We start from the raw sequence: 22,176 nt of genomic DNA, 5'->3' as shown, positions 1-22,176 counted from the left end.
CACCCGCCTACCCTCGAATTCGGGGAGGTGCCGCAGCCGCCATCCGAGTAGCGTCGAACGGGTGACTATTCGCCTTGGATATCAGATGCCGAATTTCAGTTACTCCACCCCCGTCGCGGACCTGTTCCCGACCGTTATCGCGCAGGCCCGTGAGGCCGAATCCGCGGGCTTCGACACCGCATTCGTGATGGACCACTTCTATCAACTGCCGGGCATCGGTGCGCCCGACGAACCGATGCTCGAGGCGTACACCGCCCTCGGCGCCCTCGCCACGGCCACCGACAACATCCAGCTGTCCGCGCTGGTCACCGGCAACACCTACCGGAACCCTCCCATGCTCGCCAAGGCGGTGACCACCCTGGACGTCGCCAGCGGCGGACGGGCCGTCCTCGGAATCGGCGCCGGCTGGTTCGAACTCGAGCACAAGCAGTACGGCTACGAGTTCGGCACGTTCACCGACCGATTCGAACGGCTCGACGAGGCACTGCAGATCATCGCGCCGATGCTGCACGGCGAACGTCCCACGTTCGACGGCAAGTGGTATCACGTCGAGAACGCGATCAACGAGCCACGGATCCGCGACAACCTGCCGATCATGCTCGGAGGTGGCGGTGAGAAGAAGACGTTCGGTCTCGCCGCCCGGTTCGCGGACCACCTGAACATCATCTGCAACGCCCGCGAACTGCCGCGCAAGCTCGAGGCCCTCGATGCCCGGTGCTCGGAGATCGGTCGCGACCGGTCCACGCTGGAGACCAGCTACCTCGCCTTCGTCATCATCGACGAGGACGGCGACCGCGCCCGGCAGCTCCAGCACGACTTCCTGCTCACGCAGGGTGTCGACCTGTCGAAGGCGTCGGACGAGGAACGCGCCGCCGCCACCGACCGGCAGTTCTGCGGCGCCCCCGACGAGGTGGCCGAACAGCTGAAGGCCCGTGTCCTCGACGCGGGAATCGACGGCATCGTCCTCAATCTCGTCGCCAACGGGCACGAACCCGGCATCGTCGAACTCACCGGGCGCACGTTGCGTCCCCTCGTCGACGCCTGACCGTTCCGGCCGCCCGGAATACGCGCACTACCTCTGCGGTTGCACCCAGAGGTAGTGCGCGAGGCTGACCTCTCGCGCCTGTTCTTGGTGACGAAAGGTAACGAATCCCGTGAGCGCTGTTCTGTCGATTCTCGATCTGGCCTACATCCGCGAGGGCGACACGGCGCGGGACAGTTTCGATGCGAGCGTGAAGCTCGCGCAACTCGCGGAGACCCGCGGGTACCGCCGCATCTGGTACGCGGAGCACCACAACATGCCGTCGATCGGCTCATCCGCGACGAGCGTCCTCATCGCGCACGTTGCCGCGCACACCGAGAGCATCCGGCTCGGCGCCGGCGGCATCATGCTGCCCAACCACGCGCCGCTGACGATTGCGGAGCAGTTCGGCACCCTCGAGACACTGCACCCCGGTCGCATCGACCTCGGACTCGGACGCGCCCCGGGCAGTGATCAGAAGACGATGTATGCGCTGCGCCGCGACCCGGCGTCCGCGGACCGCTTCCCGCAGGACGTGCTGGAACTCCAGGCATACCTCCGCGGTGTGTCACGGGTTCCCGGCGTCGACGCGATCCCCGGCAAGGGTACGAACGTTCCCCTCTACATCCTCGGGTCCTCGACGTTCGGCGCACAGCTCGCCGCGAAGCTCGGACTCCCCTACGCCAACGCGTCCCACTTTTCCCCCGACTCGCTCGTCGACGCCGTCACGCTGTACCGGGAGCGGTTCGAGCCGTCCGAGGATCTGTCCGAGCCGTACGTCATCGCCGGCGTCAACGCCATCGCCGCGGACACCACCGAGGACGCGCACCGGCAGTTCGAAGCGTCCCTGCGGCGGCGGGTGGTGCAGATGGTCGGTCGCGGGCAGAAGTTCACCCCCGAGGAGGTCGACCTCATCATGACGTCCCCGGCGGGTCAGCAGGTCGCGCAGATGGTGCGCTACTCGGCCGTCGGCACCCCCACCGAGGTCAAGACGTACCTCGACGAATTCGCCGAGCACGCGCAGGCCGACGAGCTGATCGTCGCCTCCCATGCCGAGAACACCGAGTCCTGGCTGAAGACGTACGACCTGCTCGCCGACGTGTGGCGCGGAGCGCCCGTGCGCCTTTCTGGTAGCTAGCACAACCAGAAAGGCGCACGGGCGGCGAAGCCGCCTACTGCTGGTGGACGATCACGCCACGCAGGTTCTTTCCGTCCCGCAGATCCTGGTAGCCCTCGTTCACCTGCTCGAGCGTGTACTTGGTGGTGATCAGCTCGTCGAGCTTGAGCTGACCCGCGTCGTACAGGCGTAGCAGTCGGACGATGTCGTACTGCGGGTTGGCCGAGCCGAACAGCGAACCCTTGATCGTCTTCTGGTTCAGGGTCAGGTCGGTTCCCGAGATGTGCACGGTGAGCTTGGCAGGGTCGGCGAGGCCGGTGATGACGACGGTGCCGCCCTTGCCGATGACGGCGGTCGCGTTCTGCACCACCTCTTCGTCGACGGTGCCCACCAGGATGAGGGCCTGATCGGCGCCCTGTCCCCAGGTCAGTTCGTTGACCTTCTCTGCTGCGGTCGCGGCGTCCGCGAACGCGTGGGTGGCGCCGAACTTCAGCGCGGCCTCCCGCTTCATGGCCACCGGATCCACCACCACGACGTACTTGGCGCCGGCGCTGACCGCGCCCTGCACGGCGTTGATACCGAGTCCGCCGATGCCGTAGATGACGACGGTGTCACCGGCGCGAACTCCGCCGGCGTACACCGCGGTGCCCCAACCGGACGGCACACCGCAGCCGACGAGGACGGCGGTCTCGAGCGGGAGCCAGTCGTCCACCTTCACCACCGAGTGCTGCGAGATGGTGGCGCGCTCCGCGAACGTGCCGAGCATGCACATGGCACCGAAATCCTGCTTGCCCGAGTGGAACCGGAACGATCCGTCGGGCATCGACCCCTCGAGGATCGTGGCGCCCATGTCACACAGGTTCTGGCGGCCGGTGGCACAGTACCGACACGTGCCGCAGTTCGGGATGAAGCTGCAGACCACGTGGTCGCCGGGCTTCACCTTGGTGACACCGGGGCCGACTTCCTCGATGATGCCGGAACCCTCGTGCCCGCCGACGATGGGGAAACGCGGCGGCAGATCGCCGTCGGTGAGGTGCAGGTCCGAGTGGCACAGGCCTGCCGCGACGTACTTGATGAGCACTTCGCCGGGACCCGGGCCGTCCAGATCGAGTTCGATGATCTCGAACGGCTTGTGCGTCTCGAACAGAACCGCTGCTTTGGTCTTCATGTCTTCTCTCCTCGTTGAGTGACGGTCAGAGTGCGATGTTGACGGCTTTGGTCTGGGTGTAGAGATCGATGGCGGTGGCCCCGAGCTCACGTCCCCACCCGGACTGCTTGTATCCGCCGAACGGCATGGCGGTGTCGAACCCGTTGTACTGGTTGATCCACACCGAACCGGCCTTGAGCTGACGGGCCGTGAGGTGGGCCTTGGACAGGTCCTTGGTCCAGATTCCGGCGGCGAGGCCGTAGATGCTGCTGTTCGCCGCCTTTGCGACTCCCTCCTCTGCGTTGAACGGGAGCGCTGCGACGACGGGGCCGAAGATCTCCTCCTCGACGATGCTGAACTCGGGCTTCACGTCCACGAACACCGTCGGCTCGACGTAGAAGCCGGTGTCGCCCCAGCGCTTTCCGCCGGTGAGGGCGCGGGCGCCGTCGGCGAGTCCGGCGGCCAGGTAGCCGGTGACCTTGTCGAACTGTTCCTGCGACACCAGCGGTCCGAGTTGGGTGGTGGGGTCGAGTCCTGGGCCGATCTTGACCTGGCCGGCGGCGTCGGCGACCGCTGCGGTGAAGTCGTCGAAGATGCTGTCCTCGACGAACATCCGGGTGCCGGCGACGCAGCACTGGCCGTGGTTGAACAGCCAGGCGTTGAGCGATCCGGTGACGGCGGCGTCGAAGTCCGCATCCGCGAACACGACGTTGGCGCTCTTGCCGCCGAGTTCGAGCGACACCTTCTTCAGGTTGCCCCTGGCGGCGTCGACGATCTTCTTCCCGACCTCGGTGGAGCCGGTGAACGCGATCTTGTCGACGTCGTCGTGGGCCGACAGTGCCGCGCCCGCGTCTCCGTAGCCGGTGACGATGTTGACGACGCCGGGCGGGAAGCCGGCCTCCTCGAACACCTCGCCGAGCAGGATCGCGGTGAGCGGGGTCTGCTCCGCGGGCTTGAGGATCACCGTGTTGCCTGCGGCGAGCGCGGGGGCCAGCTTGAATGCGGCCATCAGCAACGGGAAGTTCCAGGGAACGATCAGACCGCAGACGCCGACGGGTTCACGCAGCGTGTACGCATGGAACTGGCCACCGGGGACGAACGGCATGCTCACGTTGACCGTGCTGCCCTCGATCTTGGTGGCCCAGCCCGCGAAGTAGCGGAAGATGTCGGCCGACCAGGCGACGTCGACAGCGGCCGCGATGCCCGCCGACTTGCCGTTGTCCAGCGCCTCGAGCTGGCCGAATTCCTCGGCGCGCTCCGAGAGGATGTCGCCGACCCGCCAGATCAGCCGTTCCCGCTCGTTGGGCTTCATGGTCGCCCACGGGCCCTCGTCGAATGCCGTGCGTGCGGCCCGGACCGCGCGGTCGACGTCTTCGGCGCCACCGCGCGCGACGGTGGTCAGCACCTGCCCGGTGGCCGGGTCGATCGTCTCGAACGTCTCGCCGCTCGCCGATTCCACCCACTGCCCTCCGACGAGGAATCGCTTGGTGCCGGACAGAAAGTTCCGTACCGACGGCAAGAGTTCCGCTTGGCTGGGTTCGATCGTCGCTGTCATCAAAACCTCCGAAGTTGTGAATGTGACGTGGCTCATAGTGCACTGGTTGCCATATCACTAACTGTCCTGACTTCGGACACCTCCGGACGGTCGCGGATCGGTGGATGAAACTGCAGCTAGACGGTGATATCGAGGGCTCGGATCCGGACGTAGAGCGTGCTGCGGCTGATGCCGAGCGCGGCCGCGGCGTGCACCTTGTTGCCGCCACATTCCTGCAGTGCGTCGACGATGGCCTGGCGTTCGGCGCGCTCGCGGCCGGCCAGCCGGGACACCCGCGTCGGCGTCCGATACTGGTCGGGCAGATCCGCGACAGCGATGTTCGCGCTGCTGCGTCTGCCCGCGGCGGCCTGCAGCACGACGGACAGTTCCGCGATGTTGCCCGGCCAGTCGCGGGCGATCAGAGCGTCGAGCGCGCTCGCCGTGAGCCGGAGACCGGGACGGACCGAATCGAGGATCCCCTGCGCTATGTCCGCGAATTCGCGGCTGCGTTGCCGCAGCGGCGGAAGCACCACCTGTCCGGGACAGCGGCCCACCAGACCCGCCACGCCCGGCGGCAGGTCACCCAGAGGAGAACTCGTCATCACGATGCGTGGCCCCGCGTCGGCCGCCAGCATCTTCACGACCAGCGGCAGCATCGACTCGGGCAACAGTTGCACTTCCTCGATCACCAGGACCGCGGAGGGTCCCGCCGCCAGCGAGAGAAGTCGGTCGATCCAGGCCTCGGCGCCGTCGAGAGCGATGGCGGTGGCGTCCATACATACGAGCGACCGGTCGCCGGCCAGGTCGCGGACCGCCGTCGTCCTGCCGGTTCCCGGTTCGCCGCTGATCACCACCGGATCCCGGGTCCCGCGCAGCCGCGACAACTCCGACCTGCTGCGTTCGACGACGGAACTCGACGGGGACTTGCCGCGCCGGATGGGGGTGCTGGTCCGGCGGTCCGGCCGGACGACGAACACGGCCCCGCCGTCCGTGCCTGCCACGCGGTCGGCGCGGACCAACGCCGGTTCGCCCGAGGACAGTTGGATGCGCACCGTCTTCGACTGCTCCGGACGCAGGTCCGCGGCAAGCCCCCGCAGCGTCGCGTGATCGGACACCTGGAGCAGGTCGAGCGCCACCCGATTGCTGAGCAGGATGTCCTCGCCGATCGCGGTGACCGCCATCTGATTCTGCGGCGAGACCCGCTGAAACGCGTCCACGAGCCGCTGCTGAGACACCCTGGACCCTTCGAGCAGCCGTCGTTCGATGTCCCCCGCCGCGCGGGCCAGGAACGGGGCGAACAGCGGGTTGGCACGCGACGCGACGCCCGTCATGTCGAGGATGCCCTCGACGCGGCGCGTCACCGGATGCACGATCGGGTGTCCGTAACAGCTGAGGTCCTTGAACCGCTCGAGGTAATGCTCCTCGCCGTGGATCACGACTCCACGCCGGACCTCCATCGGAGTCCCCAGCGCGGTGGTCCCGACGCAGTCCTCGCCGAACCTCGACCCCAGCACCGCCCCGGCGCCGTCGATCAGACGCTCGAGTCGGGGGCCGTCGAAGAGCCGGGCGACGATGCGGCAGTCGCGGTCGGCGAGCAGGACACAGAATCCGGTGCCCTGGATCTGCTGTTCCATCTCGTCGAGGACGGGCCGGGCCGCCTGCAACAGCCGGCTGGACTCGTCCAGGTCGGAGCAGGAGTCACCGGTCGGCGTCGAACTCGGTTCCAGGCCGCTGAGCGCCGAACGCTTCCAGGACAACGCGATCTCCGGCCGCATCGCCGCGTGCCCGGTCATGCCGCCAAACTCCAACCTCGACTCCTTGCCGCGCGCGGGTCAGGTCGTGCACCGGTGCACGACTCACACCCGAACGTACCCACCCAGTGTGACCCACGCCATAGTGCCTGCGGGCGCGGCGAGCAACTGTCCGGAATCTGGACAGTGCCGCGTTAACTCAGTCGAACAGCCCCCGCACGAACGGGATGGTGTCGGCCTGCGAATCGACGAGCGTGCCGCTGTGGTCGGTGGGATAGGTCTTGAACGTGACCGGCTCACCGTTGGCGGTCAGCGCCGCGACCAGCGAGAACGCCGAGGGCGCGGGCACGTCGATGTCGGTGAGCCCCTGCCCGATGAACAGGGGACGGTCGTACCCGCTCGTCGGGACGCCCATGTAGTCCACGAGCAGTCCGTGGAAGTTCGGGATCTGGTTCAGCGGCTTGCCGAACAGGTCGCCGACCACCACACCCTCCGCGGCGTCGTGGAGGTCGTTGACGCACAGCTGCTCCGCGGCGTTCACGTAGTGGGCGCCGAGCGGGGTGAGATACGAGTCGAGGTCGATCTCGGGGTGCGCCGACCGCAGTCCCGCGAGGATGTAGAACAGGTACGACGTGAGGCCGGCGGGGATCGCCGTGGGCGGCACTCCCGGGCCGAGCGGCAGCAGTGTCAGCTCGATGTTCGCGGGCACACCCGTTCCCACGGCCCCGCGGAAGTCGAGCGTCTCGCCGCCGTACTCGGTGGCGTAGCGGGCGGTGGTGATCGCGGCGCCGCCGCCCTGCGACTGGCCGACCACGACCCACTTGTTCGACAGGGACTCGTCGACGGCGCGGGCGGCCTTCACCGAGTCGACGACGCTGTGCGCCTCGACCTTTCCGTCGAGGTACGGCATCACACCGGGTGTGCCGAGGCCGACGTAGTCGGTGGAGACGACGGCGTATCCCTGGTCGAGCCAGCGTCCGAGGTACGGGTAGTCCCGCTCGGGGAGCGCGGGCCCGACGAGCGAGGGCGCACAGTCGTCCGCGAGACCGGACGTGCCGTGCGCCCACGCGACCACCGGCCATCCCCCGTCGGGCGCCTCCCCCGGCGGCACGTACAGGGCGCCGCTGCTGAGTGCGGGGCTCCCGTCGGACCCGATCGACCAGTAGGTGATTCGCTGCGCGTCGGCGGCGCCGGGGATCCAGAGGTCGACGGGCAGAGGCTCGACCTCCACGACGCTCCCCGGCGCGCGTTCGGCCTCGTCCGCGAACGCGGCCGGGGAGGCGAGGCAGGTGCCGCCCACCGTCAGCGATGCGATCGCGACGCTTGCCGCGGCTCGCGCCATCCGTACCGAGTGTGTCTTCACCGCTTCAAGATAGAGCGTCCCCGCACGTGAGTGGCAAAGCGTACGGGAGCACGCTTTGCCACTCACGTGCGTTACGTCTGGGACGCGAGATCCCGTCCCCGGGTCTCGGGGATCGTAAACAGTGCGGCGATCGAGACCGCGACCAGCGCGAGCGCATACCACTCGAAGAGGTCCGGCGTACCGCGGTCGGCGAAGAACGTCTGGACATACGCGGCGGTCCCGCCGAACGCCGCCACACCGATCGAATACGGCACCCCGACACCGGCAGCGCGCAACCCGGTCGGGAACAGTTCGGCCATCATCGCCGGCATGACGGACAGGATCGCGCCCATCACGAACAGGGCGATCGCCATCGCGACGAACAGCGTGACCGCGCTGTGCCCGATCATGGCGTTGAGCGGGAACAGCAGGGCAGCGATACCGACGTTGCCGATGTACAGCACCGGCTTGCGTCCGATCCGGTCCGACAACGCACCCCAGAACGGCAGGGACGCAATCAGTACGAGGTTCGCGCCGACCCCCGCCCACAGTGCGCCGGACGGATCGATGCCCCGGACGGTGATCGCGTAGGCCGGCGCCGACACGGCCCACACGTAGTAGACGACGGTGCCGCCGACGGTGAAGAACAGGATCTGGAACACCTGCCGCCGGTGCGCCAGGAACAGCTGCCACATCGACTGCTTCGCCGTCTCGTCACCCGACTCCTCGTAGACTTCGGTCTCCTTCATCCGGGACCGCATCCACAACACGAACAGCCCGAGCACGCCGCCCAGCAGGAACGGCACCCGCCAACCCCAGTCGGCCATCTGCTCCGAACTCAGCGTCGTCGTGAGCAGTGCGCCGAGAAGCGTGCCGACGACGACTCCGGTGGTGTTGGAGATGTAGATGAGACTCGACCACAGTCCGCGCCGGGCCGTCGGCGCGAATTCGACGATGTAGGTCTGCGCGGACGGCAACTCGCCGCCGTGCGCGACACCCTGCGCGAGACGCGCCACGACGAGGACCACCGCCGCCGCGACGCCGATCGTCTGATGGGTCGGCGTCAGACCGATGACGAGACTGCCGACGGCCGCCAGTCCGACGGCGAGCGTCATCGACAGTTTGCGTCCCCGCCGATCCGACAGCCAGCCGAACAGCAGACCGCCGAACGGCCTGGCGACGAATCCGACGGCGAAGACTCCGAACGACGCGAGCAGGTCGGAGACCGCGGAGCCGGTGTGGAAGAACTGCGGGGCGAAGAACGCGGCGAACGTCGCGTAGACGGTCCAGTCGAAGTACTCGATCCCGTTGCCCGTGCCCACGCCGACGATCGCGCGGGCCTTCTCCCAGCGCTCGGACCTCTGCCGGCCGGTGTGCGGGCCGGCGTTCACGGTCCCTCTCTCGGTGGCGATCTCGGTCATCGTGCGTCGCTCCCCGCCGCCACAGCAGCATTGTCGGATCGGGCCTTGTCCAGCCGTCGAACGGCCAGTCCGGCGTAGATGGTGGCGGCGTCGGCGAGTACCGCGTCGTCGAATTGCGCTCGGGGCGAATGGTTCATGGGAGCGGCAGCGGGATCGGCACCGGGCATGCACGCGCCCAGTCCGATGAACGCACCGGGCACTTCCTGCAGGACGTAGGAGAAGTCCTCGGACCCTGCCATCGGATGGGTGACCGTCTCGTATCGGTCCTCGCCCATGAGGTCGCTGACCACTTCGGCACCGAACGCGACCTCGTCCACGTCATTGATTGTCATCGGGAACTCGGGGGCCACGGTGACGTCGACCTCGACGCGTTGCGCGGACGCCACCCCCTCCAGCACCCGGCGCAGCGCCGCCGGGACCTTCTCGTACGTGGTGGGCGAATAGCACCGCACCGTCGCCTCGAACCGCGCATCGTCGGGAATGATGTTGTGCCGCGACCCGGCCTGCACGTTCGCGACCGTCACCACGACGGGGTCGAACACGTCGAACGTCCGGGTGACCATCGTCTGCAGCGACGTGATCATCTCGGCCATCGCGGTGATCGGATCCCGGGCAGTCGACGGGGACGATCCGTGGCCGCCCGCCCCGCGCACCGTGACGGTCAGCTTGTACGACGCGGCGAGCAACGTGCCCGCCTTGGAGAAGAACCGCCCCTGCGGCTTCTGGCAGGAGAAGACGTGCATGCCGTAGGCGGTGTCGGCGCGGCGCCCGGCGGCGTCGAGCACACCCTCGTCCACCATGACCTTGGCGCCGTCCCACCCCTCCTCGCCGGGCTGGAACATCAGGACGACGTCACCCGCCAAGTGGTCGCGATGACGGCTGAGCAGGTGCGCCGCGCCGACCAGCGCAGCGGTGTGCAGATCATGCCCGCATCCGTGCATGGCGCCGTTCTGCGCCGCGAAGTCGAGTCCTGTCTGTTCGGTGACCGGGAGTCCGTCCATGTCGGCGCGCAGCAGCACCGTCTGCGCGGCGTCGATCGAGCGCCTGCCGCCGCGGAGCACCGCGGTCACCGACGTCGTGTTCGTTCCCGTCGAGATCTCGAGCGGCAGGCCGTCCAACGCCTCGAGGACACGTTCCTGCGTGCGCGGCAGGTCCAGTCCGACCTCCGGTTCGCGGTGCAATACGCGACGCAATTGCACGAGGTCACCCTGGAGGGCGCGGGCGTCGTCCACGAGATTCATTGCTCTCCCTTATGTCGGTGGTCACTTTCTCGACCGAATGCGTCGGTGGTCATATGCTGTGATCCGCGCAGCGACGGACTGCAGAGATCGTCGAAAACGATCATCTGCGCCGAGTCAGGGAAGGTTATATGAGCGAATTGCTGACTGAATCGGAGCTTTCGCTCATTCATGCACTGCAGATCCGTCCACGCGCGACGTGGTCCGAGCTCGCCCCGATCCTGCGGACGACGTCCGCGACGCTGGCAAGGCGATGGGAGTCGATCACCGAGCGCGGACTGGCCTGGATCACCGCGTACCCCGCGCCGATGACGGGCGCCGGTGCATTCACCGCCATGATCGAGGTGACGTGCGATCTCAGCGGCACGAAGGCGCTGGTCGAGGCCCTCACTCGCGACCCACGGGTGGCGTCCATCGAGCATGCCGCGCGCGGGCGGGACCTCATTCTGACCGTGCAGACGGGGTCCCTGCACGAGTTGTCGGACCTGGTGCTCGAGGAACTGCCCGGCCATCCGAGCGTCAATTCGACCCGCACCCACACGTGCACCGCACTCCACGCGGAGGGCAGTCGCTGGCGCCTCGATTCCCTGGACACGGCACAGTCCGCCGCGATCGCCGCGCTGGAAAGCACCCCTCCGCAGTCCGGATCGGCTCGGCCGGAAAGCCTGACGGACGAGGTCGCCCGCGCGCTCGTCCGCGAACTCACCCGGAACGGCCGGGCGTCCGCGCGCGAGATCGCCTCGGTCATCGACCGGCCGGCATCATCGGTTCGCAGGCAGCTCGCGGGGTTGCTGCGCTCCCGTGCGGTGGTGCTGCGCTGCGACGTGGCCCAGGACGCGACGCGGTGGCCCATCACCGTCACGTGGTGGTGCCGCCTGCCCGTGCGCGCACACCGGGAAGTCGTGGAGATCGTCAACACCCGGCCCGAACTGAGGTTGTGCATGTCGCTCACCGGACCCGCGAACTTCCTCGTCAGCATGTGGGTGCCCTCGCTGCCCGACCTGTTGCGGGTTCAGGAGTGGCTGGAGAGCCGAGCCCCCAGCCTCGAGATCATCGACTCGTCGGTCACGCTCCGGTCCCGGAAGCGGATGGGGTGGGAACTCGACACCCACGGCCGCGCGACCGGTTATGTCACCGCGCACGGCGGCTGACCGCTACGGTCGAATGGGCATCATCGGACCGGCTGGAGCAGGTGATCACCGTGACCTCTACCGCGAAAACGTCGACGACCGGCGAGCGTGCCGATTTGCTGGAGTCGCTGGCGAAGCACCGCTACTTCCTCCGCTACACCGTCCGGGACCTCACCGACGAGCAGGCGGCCCAGCGCACGACGGCGAGCGAACTGTGCCTGGGCGGACTCGTCAAACACGTGTCGGACGTCGAACGGGTGTGGGCCGACTTCATCGTGCGCGGCACCGACGCCGTTCGGGGCGGTCCCGCGGACGGCACCGGCACCGACAATCGCGAGAAGGAGTTCACACTCCGCGACGACGAGACGCTGGCCGACGTCCTCGACCGGTACGCGAAGGTGGCGCACCGGACCGACGAGATCGTGGCCTCGCTGCCCGACCTCGACATCTCGCATCCGCTGCCGAAAGCGCCGTGGTTCGAACCGGGATCACGCTGGTCCGCCCGCCGTGTCCTGCTCCACATCATCGGCGAGACCGCCCAGCACGCCGGGCACGCCGACATCATCCGGGAGGCTCTCGACGGGTCGAAGTCGATGGGCTGAGTCAGCCGCGGGTGCGAGCCTCGATGAGGAAGCGGGTCGAGTGCGCCACGAACGGCCCCTCCGCCTCGATCAGCTCATGGAGCTCCCGCAGCCGCTCGAGGTACTGCTGGACGGTGAAGCCGGGCACCATCCAGATCACTTTGCGCAGGAAGTAGATGACGGCGCCGATGTCGAAGAACTCGATCCGCAGGGATTCGAAGCGGAGATCGACGACGTCGAGACCGGCGGCCTGCGCGTCCGCACTCTCGTCCTCGTAGTGGCGGCCGCGCCGCACCTTCTCCGGTTGCGGCCCCAGGAAGTACTCGACGAGTTGGAAGACACTCGCATGCCCGACGTGCTGCGAGAAGTACGTACCTCCGGGTTGCAGGACGCGGGCGATCTCGTCCCACCACACCGTGGCGGGGTGCCTGCTCGTCACCAGGTCGAAGGCGCCGTCGGCGAAGGGCAGCGGCGGCTCGTCCGCGTCGGCCACCACCACCGCACCGAGCGGGTGCAGCAGCGCCGTGGCCTTCGCGACATTGGGCGGCCACGATTCCGTCGCCACCATCACGGGAGGCATCTTCGCCGTACCGGCGAGGACCTCCCCGCCCCCGGTCTGGATGTCCAGGGCGGCATTCGCGGGCGCGAGCCGTTCACCCATCAGGCGCTGGTATCCCCACGACGGCCGCTGTTCGGTGGCCCGGCCGTCCAGCCAGGAGAAATCCCAGCCGTCCACCGACACGGATTCCGCCTCGGCCACCAGTTCCTCGAATGTGCGTCCCATGCCGGAAGCCTGACAGAAAATTCCGGGTCGATCGAGCGGATTACGTGGGGAAGCACCGGGCCGCCGGCGATGTTGACCCAGACATGACCGTCCCGGAACACCACACCCGAATCGCCGAGGAACGCGCCGACACAGAACGCCGGATCGCATCGCTGACCGGCCGTTTCACTGCGATCGTGGAGGGTTCGGAATTCACCACGGACGACGACGAACACGACCCCGAGGGTTCGACCATCGCGTTCGAGCGGGCCCAGGTGTCGGCGCTCCTGGCCGACGCGCGGCGCGAGTTGGAGGATCTGGCGGCGGCGCAGCAGCGGCTCGACGACGGGACGTACGGCCTCTGCACGCGGTGCGGCCTGCCGATCGCCGACGTCCGGCTCGACGCGCTACCTGCCGCGCAGACGTGTATCGACTGCGCCGGTTAGCCGGTGTTACCGGACAGGAGGGCTCCCCATTCCCGGGTGGCCACGTCCCGTGCCCGTCGATGGTCGTCTGCGGCGGGGTGCACGCCGTCGGCGAGGTCGGCGAGGGCTTCCGCCAGATCACCGACATCGACCTGATGCCGCATGGAGGAATCGAGTAGTTCGTCGAAGGCCTGGTCCGCGCTGTACGAGCTACCGCGCGCGGTGGTCAGGATCTGTACTGCAGCGTCCAAAGCGGACAGGTGCCGTGTCGCGCGGGTGTCGCGGTGAGCTTCGATCGTCAATCTTCCGCCTCTGAGGTGTCGCCACTGGGCGTTGCCGGTCTCTTGTCACCACATCACATCACGATCGGGGCGTCCGTGTTGCCGAATCGAGACCGTGTCCGAAAGTTGTTTCTCGCCAGCAGGATACGAACGCCGGCAAGATACTTGTAACTCTCGTTACTACTTCAGGGTACTACCCGTCGGTAGGGGCGGACGGCGCCACATTTCTGAATGGCTCCAGAACAGCGGATCCAAACCGAACAGTTCGGCCATTCCGGAATACTGGTTTCCGGGTGGAGGTCTCCGCCCGACGCGATCGGACGGCCGTGCGCCGCGCAGTCCCTGTGGACCCGTGTGACCAGAACTGTTCAGAATCGGGATGATTGACGTGAAGCTCGTCGTCGACCTCAATCGGTGCCAGGGTTACGCGCAGTGCGTGTTCCTCGCACCCGGCGTCTTCACCCTGCACGGAGAAGAGGCACTTCTCTACGACGCGGGCCCCACCGACGACGAACGCGACCATGTGGCGCAAGCCGCCGCCGCGTGCCCGGTGCATGCCATCACCACGGACATCCCCGCCCGACACGATGGGCAGTGACGTGCGGATCGTCATCGTCGGCGCGTCGCTCGCGGGCCTGCGCGCCGCGGAGGCACTGCGGGGGCAGGGCTTCGACGGTTCCCTCACCCTGATCGGCGACGAACCCTACGAGCCGTACGACAGGCCCCCGCTGTCGAAGGCAGTGCTCCTCGGAATCATGCCGCCCGACCACGCGGCGCTGCCCTTCCGCCCGGACCTCGACGCGCAGTGGCGGCTCGGTGTGCGGGCCACCCGGCTCGATCTGGAGAACAACCGGGTTGTTCTCAGCGACGGCGACACCGTCGAGTTCGACAAGGTGCTGATCTCGACCGGCGTCCGCGCCAGGCCGTGGTCGAACTCGTCCGAGGCCGCACTCGACGGCGTCTTCACCATCCGAACCTGCGACGACTCACGCCGGCTGAACGAGCGACTGTCCGCCGGACCACGTCATGTCCTGGTGATCGGGGCCGGGTTCACCGGATCGGAGATCGCGTCGGTGTGCCGGGAGCGCGGGCTGTCCGTGACGGTCACCGAACGCGGCCCGGCACCGCTGGTCGGCGCGCTCGGCGGAGTGGTGGCGGCGGTCGCGGCCGACATGCAACGCGCCCACGGCGTCGACCTGCGCACCGGGGTCACGGTGACCGGGCTCGACGGGGACGGCAACGGGCAGCTGTGCCGTGCGCATCTGTCGGACGGGACCACACTCGACGTCGACGTGGCGATCGTCGCGCAGGGCAGTATCCGCAACACCGACTGGCTGTTCGGCTCCGGTCTCGCCGCGGGACCCCGCGGGGTCACGTGCGACGCCGGTTGCCGGGCATTCGACATCAACGGCATCGTCACCGACAACGTGTTCGTCGCCGGTGACGTTGCGCGGCAACCACATCCGCTCTACGACTACCAGTTGCTGGCACTGGAGCACTGGAGCAACGCGATCGGTCAGGCCGAGGTGGCGGCGCACAACATGATCCACGACGGTCTCCGCCGGCGGCCGCACCTCGAGATTCCGGCGTTCTGGTCCAGCCAGTTCGGCGTCAACATCAAGTCCGTGGGTATCCCCACCTACTCCGATCAGGTGGTGATCACGCAGGGTTCCGTCGCCGACCGGCGATTCGTGGCGGCGTACGGCTTCCGCGGACGCGTCACGGCGGCTGTGGCGTTCAATCAGGGTAAGTGGCTCGACTTCTACCGGGGCTTGATCGAGTCGGCGGCCGCGTTCCCCCCGGACTTCGACGTCATGGACCGGGCGGAGCCGTTCGAGGTGCGTGCGTCGGAGTTGCCGGACCCGGCCGTTCTCAGCCACGGACCCACCGTCGCGGTGACCGGCCATCTGCCGACCGAACGTCGCGTCGAGTTCGTCTCGCTACCGAAGTAACAGGGAGAGTGTCCATGTCGCGTGCGCAGCTGTTCCAGCGGATCACCGACCAGGCGAGCCGGCCGAATCCGTATCCGCTGTACGAGGAACTTCGTGAGACCCGGGTGGCGCCGCAGGACAACGGCTCCTACCTCGTCGGACGGTACTACGACGTCATGGCGCTCCTGCACGACCCGCGGATCAGCTCCGACCTGCACAACCGTGGTCCGGGACTTCCCGGATCGGATCGTGCCGGCGACGGGCCGGAGTCGTTCCTCAAACTCGATCCGCCCGAGCACGATCGGTTACGGAGACTGACGACGCGACAGTTCGGCCCGCCGCACAGCCCCGGCCGAATCGACTCCATGCGTGGCGAACTCGCCACACTCGTCACGAAACTGGTCGACGGGCTGGACGGTAAGGAGCGCATCGACATCGTCGACGACTTCGCCTACCCCTTCCCCGTCACCGTGATCTGCCGACTGCTCGGAGTACCCCACGAGGAGGAACCCAGGTTCCACGCCTGGGCCGACGCGTTGGTGGCAGCCATCGACCCGCGTCGCACCAGCGCCGACAACGAGCAGGCGAAGGTGGCGCAGAAGGCCCAGATGGAGATGGCCATGTTCATGGCGGGTCTCATCGAGGACCGTCGCCGCGATCCCGGTGACGACATGCTGTCGGGGCTGGCCAACGATTCGGGGCCCGACGGTCAGTTGAACACCGTCGAGTTGGTCACCAATTCCATCCTGCTGTTCATCGCCGGGCACGAAACCACCGTCAACCTCATCACCAACGGCATGCTGACCTTGCTGCGCAATCCCGACGTTCTCGAACGTCTTCGCGCCGAACCGCAGTTGATGCCGCAGGCCGTGGAGGAACTGCTCCGCTTCGAACCGCCCGTGCATCTCCTGGGTCAGCGAACGCCGATCGTGGACATCGAAATCGACGGTGTCACGGTCCCGAAGGGTTCGCCGCTCGTACTGGCATTGGCATCGGCCAATCGTGATCCCGAACGATTCGTCGACGCCGACAAGTTCGTCCCCGACCGCGCGGACAACCAGCACGTGGGTCTGGGCAGCGGCATCCACAGTTGCTTCGGCGCACCCCTCGCCCGCCTCGAGGGGCAGATGGCGCTCGCCGAACTCATCCGCCGCCTCCCCAATCCGCGCCTCGTCGAGGACCCGCCGCCCTACCGGCCCAACCCGGTGCTGCGAGGCCCGCGGCACCTGCTGGTGGACTGTGGGTGAGCTGCCGCCGCGCATCCCCGATCAACTCACCGGGGTGATGTCGGTGATTGATTCGCGGTCTTCGGGTGGGGTCGATGTGTGCTGGCGGGATCCATTCGGTCCGGCCCGCGTATGCGGAGTGGTGGGGCGCAGACCTCGTCGCCCATCCGGCCGGACCGTCGTTGACCTGAGCATGGCAGGCGTCGCAGACCAGGGCGAGACCCTCGATGTCAGTGTGCCCACCCTTGTGCCAGTCCGTGACATGGTGCACCGCACACAGACTCGCCGGTGCCGAGCACCCCGGCCGGGTGCAACCCCCATCCGCGGCGATCAGCGCGAGCCGTTGGTCGGCGTTGGCCAGACGACGCCGCCGCCCCAGATGCAATGGACGACCCACATGGTCGAACAGTGCGAGTACCGGATGTGCCTCCTCGGCCAGTGCCAATGCGTCCGCGATCGGGAGCAACCCACCGGTGGCGGTCGTGGCCAGACCACCGACCGCCTGCTCCAACTGCTCGAGCGTCATCGTGACGATCACCGTGGCAGGTAGGCCCCGGTGCCGGCCGAGCACCCCCGACTCGAGCAGCGCCCGGAACACTGCGCTGAACGCATCGTGATTGCGCTGCGCTGCGGTGCGGGTATCGCGGGCGGCCGCCGCCGCCAACAGGTCACGATCGATCGACGGGTCTTCGCCGTCGCCGGCCGGCGAGGCGGGATCGTCCGGATTGTTCATTCCGGGCCGCGCCCATTTGGCGAGGATCGGATCGAGCATCGCCCGCGCTACGGGATCGAGCTCACCGGAGATTCTCGACATCAGCTCGGTGTCCTGCCGACCGATCGAGATGCCCCGTCGGCGTTTCCGGTCGCGGTCGTCGCCGAGGTTCCCGTCCGGATTCAGGTATGCCAGCAACCGGTGCCCGGCCTGCTCCACATCCTCCGGGGTTCCGCTTCTCGCCAAGTTCGCGAGCACGGCCTCGGCGTCGGCGACCGCGTCGTTGTCGACGGCGTGGGGAATCTTGCGCATCACCTTCGCAATCGCCCGCACATGATCCGTGCCGATGTCACCGTCGCTCTGTGCCGCAGCGGTTTCCGGCAAGACGGGTGGCATCGGTTCGCCGGCCATGGTGTGCCACACGCCCAGCTCGCGGGCAGCGGTGAGGCGGGCGGACGCGTCCGCGCCCGAGATCCGGAGTACGTCGATCAGGAGCTTCTTCGGCGACGAATACCCCAGACTTGCCGGGACCGAACGTTCCACGCTCTCCACGACCAAACGGTGTGAGACCGCCTCCGCGCGGCGAAGCCACTGCTCCACCCCGCGCATCACCTCGACGAGATCAGAGTCCGACAACTCGGCCAGCCCGGCATCGAGCAACCCGTCCACCGCGGCATCGAGCATCGACATATGCTCCGCCACCCGGCTACCCGCCGACCCTCCAGTCGAACTCATGTGCGAATACTACCGCGAGGGTCCGACACGTTTCGGAGGCGAAACCGAGCCTCCCCACCGGACCGATCAGACCCCGCGATCGCGCAGTGACTCGGACGGCGTCACGCCGTACTTGCGGCGGTAGGCGGCGGCGAATCTTCCGGTATGCATGATCCCCCAGCGTGTCGCGACTTCGGAAACGGTAGCGCAGGAGCCGATTCCGGTGAGGTCGGCGTGAACACGCTCGAGGCGCACGTCGACGAGGTACTCCATCGGAGTCATACCCACGTATTCGCGGAACCCCTGCTGCATCCGCCGGACGCTCACTCCGACGAGTTCGGCCATCTCCCCCGCGCTCCACGGGCGGGCCGGGTCCTGCTGGATCGCGTCGATGACCCGCTTGACGATGCGCGGCCGGATTCCCGCGGCACCTGCGTCGTCGTCCGGCATCGCGGTGAGCACGAGCGCAGTGGTCAACGCTCCGCACAGTTGTTGCGACACCTGATCACTGTGCAGGAGAACGCTCTCGCGCACCGCCTGGTCGGCGACGGAACGGACGAACCTCAGCCAGTCGGCGCCTGCGCCGGTGCGCAGGTCGAGTTGCCGCGGCAACTCCTGCCCGGGCCGTGCGAGCACGCGGTCCATTTCGCGCTGCAGGTAATCCCGGTCCACCTTGAATCCGATGATCTCGCAGGAACTGCTCCAGTTGGTGATGACGGTGCGGGTGTCGGGCGGGCAGATGGTGGCCAGCCCAGGCGTCGAGGTCACTTCCGTCCCGCCGGTGACGGAGACGATGCGGCCGGCCAGGGGGATGTTGATGCCGTACGCACCGGGATGGTCGGACTCGATCGACACGGGAGCCCCGAAACCGATCCGGGCGAGCCTGGACGCGCCCATCTGCGAGGACTCCAGGGAAGACCGCGCAGCGGTGTCCCGTGACAGCGGACGCAGCTCGTGAGGGAAGTACGCGTCCGCGACCACCTCGTGAACCTCGTCCCAGTCGGTGAAACCGGGACCTTCCAACCGTCCTCGCATGCGTACGTCCAGACCTCTCACCTCGCGCCACGACCGCGCATGGGCAACTCCCGACCCTAGCATCGCCTGTGACTCACGTCACTGCAAGCGCCGGCGACCCCCGTCCGGCAAACCCGTTTCGCGTTCCGGATCGCGCCTTCGCAATGCGGATCGACGGACTGTGACGCCCGTCATACGTTGTGCAGGTCCCCAATCGCAGGGGTAATCGCACGAATCGTGCAGAAAGGCGGTCAGGAGAAATGGACCAGCGCACTCTGCGTAACATTTTCGGCCAGTTCGCCAGTGGCGTCACCGTGATCACGTGCGCCAATGCCGCCGGTGAGCCGCACGGCGCGACCGTCACCGCCTTCACCGCCGTCTCGATAGAGCCGCGGCTGTGCCAGGTGACGTTGACCCGGAAGTCGAAGGCATGCAGCTACCTCGGTGATGCGCCGTTCGCGGTGAACATTCTGGCCGCCGATCAGCTCGACACGGCCATGCACTTCGCGGGCAAACCGCAACGGACGGAACCGGTGTGGGACTCCGCTGGCATCGCTCCCGCACTGTCCGGCAACGCCGCCACGCTCACGTGCTCACCCTGGGCTTCCTACGACGGCGGCGACCACATCATCTTCATCGGCGAGATCGTCGACGCGACCGTCGACGCGACCAAGGACCCACTGCTGTTCTACCGCAGCACCTTCCACGACCTCGGTGCCACCTCGGGCACCACGGCGTGGAACGGCTGCCTCGACGACCCCCACAGCGGATGGTTCGACGCCGCCGCGTCGTTTACTCCGCTCCACCTGCAGCTCGCTCAGGCTGCCTCGTAATCCCGACCGAAAGGGAACACCATGACCACCACCGAAGCTGCCCCCGATACCGACGTCGACCGCACGAAGGTCAATGTCGCCGCCGACTGTGAAGCGAACCGGACCGCGAACTTCGCCACCCGTCCGATGACGGGTGACGAGTACATCGAGTCGCTGCGCGACGACCGCGAGATCTACCTGCACGGCGAGCGTGTCAAGGATGTCACCACGCATCCGGCGTTCCGTAACCCGATCCGGATGACCGCCCGCCTCTACGACGCGATGCATACCGGCGAGCACGTCGACACCCTGACCACACCGACGGACACCGGCAGCGGGGGTGTGACGATGCCGTTCTTCCGGGCGCCGAAGAACTCCGACGATCTGCTGAAGGATCGTGACGCGATCGCCACCTGGGCGCGGATGACGTACGGCTGGATGGGCCGTAGTCCCGACTACAAGGCGTCCTTCCTCGGCACCCTGCACGCGAACAAGGAGCTGTACTCGCCGTTCCAGGACAACGCCGAGCGCTGGTACAAGGAATCGCAGGAAAAGGTCCTGTACTGGAACCACGCGATCATCAACCCGCCCGTCGACCGGCAGCTCCCGCCCGACGAGGTCGGTGACGTGTTCATGAAGGTCGAGAAGGAAACCGACGCCGGACTCATCGTCAGTGGCGCCAAGGTCGTGGCCACCGGCTCGGCCATTACCAACTATAACTTCATCGCCCACTACGGCCTGCCGATCAAGAAGAAGCAATTCGCGCTGATCTGCACCGTCCCGATGGACGCACCGGGCGTGAAGCTGATCTGCCGCACCTCCTACACCCAGCAGGCCGCGGTGATGGGCTCCCCGTTCGACTACCCCCTGTCGTCGCGGATGGACGAGAACGACACGATCTTCGTCTTCGACAAGGTGCTCGTGCCGTGGGAAAACGTGTTCATGTACGGCGACGTGGACAAGATCAACGCGTTCTTCCCGCAGTCCGGATTCCTGCCGCGTTTCACCCTGCAGGGCTGCACCCGCCTGGCCGTGAAGCTGGACTTCATCGCCGGCCTGCTGATGAAGGCCCTCGACGCCACCGGAGCCGGCGGGTTCCGTGGGGTGCAGACCCGCGTCGGTGAGGTCATCGGCTGGCGGAACCTGTTCTGGTCGTTGACCGAATCGATGGTCCGCGACCCGGAACCGTGGGTGGGCGACACCGTCATCCCGAAGCTCGAGTACGGGCTGACGTACCGGATGTTCATGCAGCAGGGCTACCCGCGGATCAAGGAGATCATCGAACAGGACGTCGCGTCCGGGCTGATCTACCTGCCGTCCTCGTCCGCCGACTTCAAGAGCCCCGACGTCCGCCCGTACCTGGACAAGTATGTCCGCGGTTCGGAGGGGATGACCGCGGTCGAACGCGTCAAGATCATGAAGGCGCTGTGGGATTCGATCGGCAGCGAGTTCGGTGGCCGCCACGAGTTGTACGAACGGAACTACGCCGGCAACCACGAGGGAGTGAAGGCGGAACTGCTGATGTTCGCCGAGAACCGGGGCACGGTCAGCTCGATGAAGGGTCTGGCCGAGCAGTGCCTGGCCGAGTACGACCTCGACGGGTGGACCGTGCCCGACCTGATCGGCAACGACGACGTGTCCTACTTCGGCCGCAGCTAATCGCGCAGACCAGGAGAAACATGACCACCATCGACAGCCCTACCGCGGTCGGCTCCGGCAACGCCGCCACCGACAAGTTCAAGGGCGCAAGGTTCACCGCCGACACGTCCCCGGAACGCCTGTCCGCGATCGCCACCGAGGCGCTCGCCGGGCTGAGCGCCCTGATCCACAAGCACGCCGTCACCTACCCGGAGTACCGGGTCCTCAAGCAGTGGCTCATCGATGTCGGTGAGGGCGGCGAGTGGCCGCTGCTGCTCGACGTGTTCGTCGAGCACGACATCGAGGAGGTGAACTCCACCAGGTTCCGGGGCACCAAGGGCAGCATCGAGGGACCGTACTACGTGCCCGGGGCACCGG

General features: G+C 67.4%; 21 protein-coding genes. 11 read left to right on the top strand and 10 right to left on the bottom strand.

Annotated features, from left to right (window positions below; genetic code table 11):
• The first annotated feature begins 61 nt into the window (after positions 1 to 61).
• A complete protein-coding gene (locus HGB39_RS06140; RefSeq protein WP_005570385.1) occupies positions 62 to 1,045 on the top strand; it encodes an LLM class F420-dependent oxidoreductase in 984 nt (327 codons plus the stop codon).
• A 109-nt stretch (positions 1,046 to 1,154) separates the two neighbouring features.
• The gene (locus HGB39_RS06135) at positions 1,155 to 2,159 is read left to right on the top strand and encodes an LLM class flavin-dependent oxidoreductase (RefSeq protein WP_007297605.1); all 1,005 of its coding nucleotides are present in this window, start codon (positions 1,155 to 1,157) and stop codon (positions 2,157 to 2,159) included.
• A gap of 34 nt (positions 2,160 to 2,193) precedes the next feature.
• Here HGB39_RS06135 and HGB39_RS06130 read toward each other — a convergent pair whose 3' ends face one another.
• From HGB39_RS06130 to HGB39_RS06105, 6 genes are all read right to left on the bottom strand, one after another.
• On the bottom strand, positions 2,194 to 3,306 hold the full coding sequence (locus HGB39_RS06130) for an NDMA-dependent alcohol dehydrogenase (RefSeq protein ID WP_005258992.1): 1,113 nt from the start codon (positions 3,304 to 3,306) through the stop codon (positions 2,194 to 2,196).
• Positions 3,307 to 3,331: 25 nt separating this feature from the next.
• The gene (locus HGB39_RS06125) at positions 3,332 to 4,840 is read right to left on the bottom strand and encodes an aldehyde dehydrogenase family protein (protein WP_005572315.1); all 1,509 of its coding nucleotides are present in this window, start codon (positions 4,838 to 4,840) and stop codon (positions 3,332 to 3,334) included.
• A 116-nt stretch (positions 4,841 to 4,956) separates the two neighbouring features.
• Complete coding sequence (locus HGB39_RS06120) at positions 4,957 to 6,612, bottom strand: sigma-54-dependent Fis family transcriptional regulator (protein WP_005572316.1); 1,656 nt, start codon at positions 6,610 to 6,612, stop codon at positions 4,957 to 4,959.
• Between the two features lie 157 nt (positions 6,613 to 6,769).
• Complete coding sequence (locus HGB39_RS06115; RefSeq protein ID WP_005572317.1) at positions 6,770 to 7,912, bottom strand: lipase family protein; 1,143 nt, start codon at positions 7,910 to 7,912, stop codon at positions 6,770 to 6,772.
• Positions 7,913 to 8,004: 92 nt separating this feature from the next.
• Positions 8,005 to 9,333 (bottom strand): MFS transporter, encoded by a 1,329-nt coding sequence (locus HGB39_RS06110; RefSeq protein WP_005572318.1) that lies wholly within the window; start codon positions 9,331 to 9,333, stop codon positions 8,005 to 8,007.
• On the bottom strand, positions 9,330 to 10,574 hold the full coding sequence (locus HGB39_RS06105) for a M20 metallopeptidase family protein (protein WP_005572319.1): 1,245 nt from the start codon (positions 10,572 to 10,574) through the stop codon (positions 9,330 to 9,332). Before HGB39_RS06105 ends, HGB39_RS06110 begins: the two co-directional genes overlap by 4 nt.
• Before the next feature lie 128 nt (positions 10,575 to 10,702).
• Here HGB39_RS06105 and HGB39_RS06100 point away from each other — a divergent pair, with 128 nt between their 5' ends.
• Together HGB39_RS06100 and HGB39_RS06095 are read left to right on the top strand one after the other, a co-directional pair.
• Positions 10,703 to 11,722: an Lrp/AsnC family transcriptional regulator gene (locus HGB39_RS06100; RefSeq protein ID WP_005572320.1), complete on the top strand. Its 1,020-nt coding sequence runs from the start codon at positions 10,703 to 10,705 to the stop codon at positions 11,720 to 11,722.
• 41 nt (positions 11,723 to 11,763) lie between these two features.
• The gene (locus HGB39_RS06095; RefSeq protein ID WP_005259007.1) at positions 11,764 to 12,303 is read left to right on the top strand and encodes a DinB family protein; all 540 of its coding nucleotides are present in this window, start codon (positions 11,764 to 11,766) and stop codon (positions 12,301 to 12,303) included.
• Between the two features lies 1 nt (position 12,304).
• Here HGB39_RS06095 and HGB39_RS06090 read toward each other — a convergent pair whose 3' ends face one another.
• The gene (locus HGB39_RS06090) at positions 12,305 to 13,066 is read right to left on the bottom strand and encodes a class I SAM-dependent methyltransferase (RefSeq protein ID WP_005572321.1); all 762 of its coding nucleotides are present in this window, start codon (positions 13,064 to 13,066) and stop codon (positions 12,305 to 12,307) included.
• Positions 13,067 to 13,149: 83 nt separating this feature from the next.
• On the opposite strand from HGB39_RS06090, the gene HGB39_RS06085 reads away from it, so the two are divergent.
• The gene (locus HGB39_RS06085; protein ID WP_005259009.1) at positions 13,150 to 13,491 is read left to right on the top strand and encodes a TraR/DksA family transcriptional regulator; all 342 of its coding nucleotides are present in this window, start codon (positions 13,150 to 13,152) and stop codon (positions 13,489 to 13,491) included.
• Here HGB39_RS06085 and HGB39_RS06080 read toward each other — a convergent pair.
• A complete protein-coding gene (locus HGB39_RS06080; RefSeq protein ID WP_005259010.1) occupies positions 13,488 to 13,772 on the bottom strand; it encodes an ANTAR domain-containing protein in 285 nt (94 codons plus the stop codon). The two genes, HGB39_RS06085 and HGB39_RS06080, sit on opposite strands and share 4 nt — an antisense overlap.
• 358 nt (positions 13,773 to 14,130) lie before the next feature.
• Between HGB39_RS06080 and HGB39_RS06075 the strand changes: the two genes are divergently transcribed.
• The 3 genes from HGB39_RS06075 to HGB39_RS06065 are packed head-to-tail and all read left to right on the top strand — an operon-like array spanning position 14,131 to position 16,929.
• Positions 14,131 to 14,349 carry a ferredoxin gene (locus tag HGB39_RS06075; RefSeq protein ID WP_005572322.1) on the top strand — a complete coding sequence of 73 codons (219 nt, stop codon included), beginning with the start codon at positions 14,131 to 14,133 and terminating at the stop codon, positions 14,347 to 14,349.
• Positions 14,339 to 15,703, top strand: coding sequence for an NAD(P)/FAD-dependent oxidoreductase (locus HGB39_RS06070; RefSeq protein WP_005572323.1), 1,365 nt, complete (start codon positions 14,339 to 14,341; stop codon positions 15,701 to 15,703). The genes HGB39_RS06075 and HGB39_RS06070 overlap by 11 nt, the downstream gene beginning before the upstream one ends.
• A 14-nt stretch (positions 15,704 to 15,717) precedes the next feature.
• A complete protein-coding gene (locus tag HGB39_RS06065) occupies positions 15,718 to 16,929 on the top strand; it encodes a cytochrome P450 (protein ID WP_005572326.1) in 1,212 nt (403 codons plus the stop codon).
• Here HGB39_RS06065 and HGB39_RS06060 read toward each other — a convergent pair.
• Both HGB39_RS06060 and HGB39_RS06055 read right to left on the bottom strand, forming a co-directional pair.
• Positions 16,826 to 18,355: an HNH endonuclease signature motif containing protein gene (locus tag HGB39_RS06060; protein ID WP_242322664.1), complete on the bottom strand. Its 1,530-nt coding sequence runs from the start codon at positions 18,353 to 18,355 to the stop codon at positions 16,826 to 16,828. The genes HGB39_RS06065 and HGB39_RS06060 overlap by 104 nt on opposite strands.
• A 66-nt stretch (positions 18,356 to 18,421) precedes the next feature.
• Positions 18,422 to 19,369: an AraC family transcriptional regulator gene (locus HGB39_RS06055; protein WP_064080332.1), complete on the bottom strand. Its 948-nt coding sequence runs from the start codon at positions 19,367 to 19,369 to the stop codon at positions 18,422 to 18,424.
• A 239-nt stretch (positions 19,370 to 19,608) separates the two neighbouring features.
• Between HGB39_RS06055 and HGB39_RS06050 the strand changes: the two genes are divergently transcribed.
• The 3 genes from HGB39_RS06050 to HGB39_RS06040 all read left to right on the top strand — a co-directional run.
• Positions 19,609 to 20,181 (top strand): flavin reductase family protein, encoded by a 573-nt coding sequence (locus tag HGB39_RS06050; RefSeq protein ID WP_005566286.1) that lies wholly within the window; start codon positions 19,609 to 19,611, stop codon positions 20,179 to 20,181.
• Between the two features lie 21 nt (positions 20,182 to 20,202).
• Positions 20,203 to 21,819, top strand: a complete 1,617-nt coding sequence (locus HGB39_RS06045; protein WP_005566288.1) for a 4-hydroxyphenylacetate 3-hydroxylase family protein — start codon at positions 20,203 to 20,205, stop codon at positions 21,817 to 21,819.
• A gap of 20 nt (positions 21,820 to 21,839) precedes the next feature.
• On the top strand, positions 21,840 to 22,176 hold a 337-nt coding region (locus tag HGB39_RS06040; RefSeq protein WP_281729900.1), incomplete at its 3' end, for a dioxygenase.

It is taken from the genome of Rhodococcus opacus, from assembly GCF_012396235.1.
In the GTDB taxonomy this organism is placed as follows: Bacteria; Actinomycetota; Actinomycetes; order Mycobacteriales; family Mycobacteriaceae; genus Rhodococcus_F; species Rhodococcus_F opacus.
The sequence above is the reverse complement of the archived record's forward strand: the minus strand, read 5'-3'. Positions and strand labels throughout refer to the sequence as shown.

Coding starts and splice junctions, on each gene's coding strand:
- HGB39_RS06130 (WP_005258992.1), bottom strand. CDS start 3,306: ATGAAGACCAAAGCAGCGGTTCTGTTCGAGACGCACAAGCCGTTCGAG.
- HGB39_RS06125 (WP_005572315.1), bottom strand. CDS start 4,840: ATGACAGCGACGATCGAACCCAGCCAAGCGGAACTCTTGCCGTCGGTA.
- HGB39_RS06120 (WP_005572316.1), bottom strand. CDS start 6,612: ATGACCGGGCACGCGGCGATGCGGCCGGAGATCGCGTTGTCCTGGAAG.
- HGB39_RS06115 (WP_005572317.1), bottom strand. CDS start 7,912: ATGGCGCGAGCCGCGGCAAGCGTCGCGATCGCATCGCTGACGGTGGGC.
- HGB39_RS06110 (WP_005572318.1), bottom strand. CDS start 9,333: ATGACCGAGATCGCCACCGAGAGAGGGACCGTGAACGCCGGCCCGCAC.
- HGB39_RS06105 (WP_005572319.1), bottom strand. CDS start 10,574: ATGAATCTCGTGGACGACGCCCGCGCCCTCCAGGGTGACCTCGTGCAA.
- HGB39_RS06100 (WP_005572320.1), top strand. CDS start 10,703: ATGAGCGAATTGCTGACTGAATCGGAGCTTTCGCTCATTCATGCACTG.
- HGB39_RS06090 (WP_005572321.1), bottom strand. CDS start 13,066: ATGGGACGCACATTCGAGGAACTGGTGGCCGAGGCGGAATCCGTGTCG.
- HGB39_RS06085 (WP_005259009.1), top strand. CDS start 13,150: ATGACCGTCCCGGAACACCACACCCGAATCGCCGAGGAACGCGCCGAC.
- HGB39_RS06075 (WP_005572322.1), top strand. CDS start 14,131: ATGATTGACGTGAAGCTCGTCGTCGACCTCAATCGGTGCCAGGGTTAC.
- HGB39_RS06070 (WP_005572323.1), top strand. CDS start 14,339: ATGGGCAGTGACGTGCGGATCGTCATCGTCGGCGCGTCGCTCGCGGGC.
- HGB39_RS06065 (WP_005572326.1), top strand. CDS start 15,718: ATGTCGCGTGCGCAGCTGTTCCAGCGGATCACCGACCAGGCGAGCCGG.
- HGB39_RS06060 (WP_242322664.1), bottom strand. CDS start 18,355: ATGAGTTCGACTGGAGGGTCGGCGGGTAGCCGGGTGGCGGAGCATATG.
- HGB39_RS06055 (WP_064080332.1), bottom strand. CDS start 19,369: ATGCGAGGACGGTTGGAAGGTCCCGGTTTCACCGACTGGGACGAGGTT.
- HGB39_RS06050 (WP_005566286.1), top strand. CDS start 19,609: ATGGACCAGCGCACTCTGCGTAACATTTTCGGCCAGTTCGCCAGTGGC.
- HGB39_RS06045 (WP_005566288.1), top strand. CDS start 20,203: ATGACCACCACCGAAGCTGCCCCCGATACCGACGTCGACCGCACGAAG.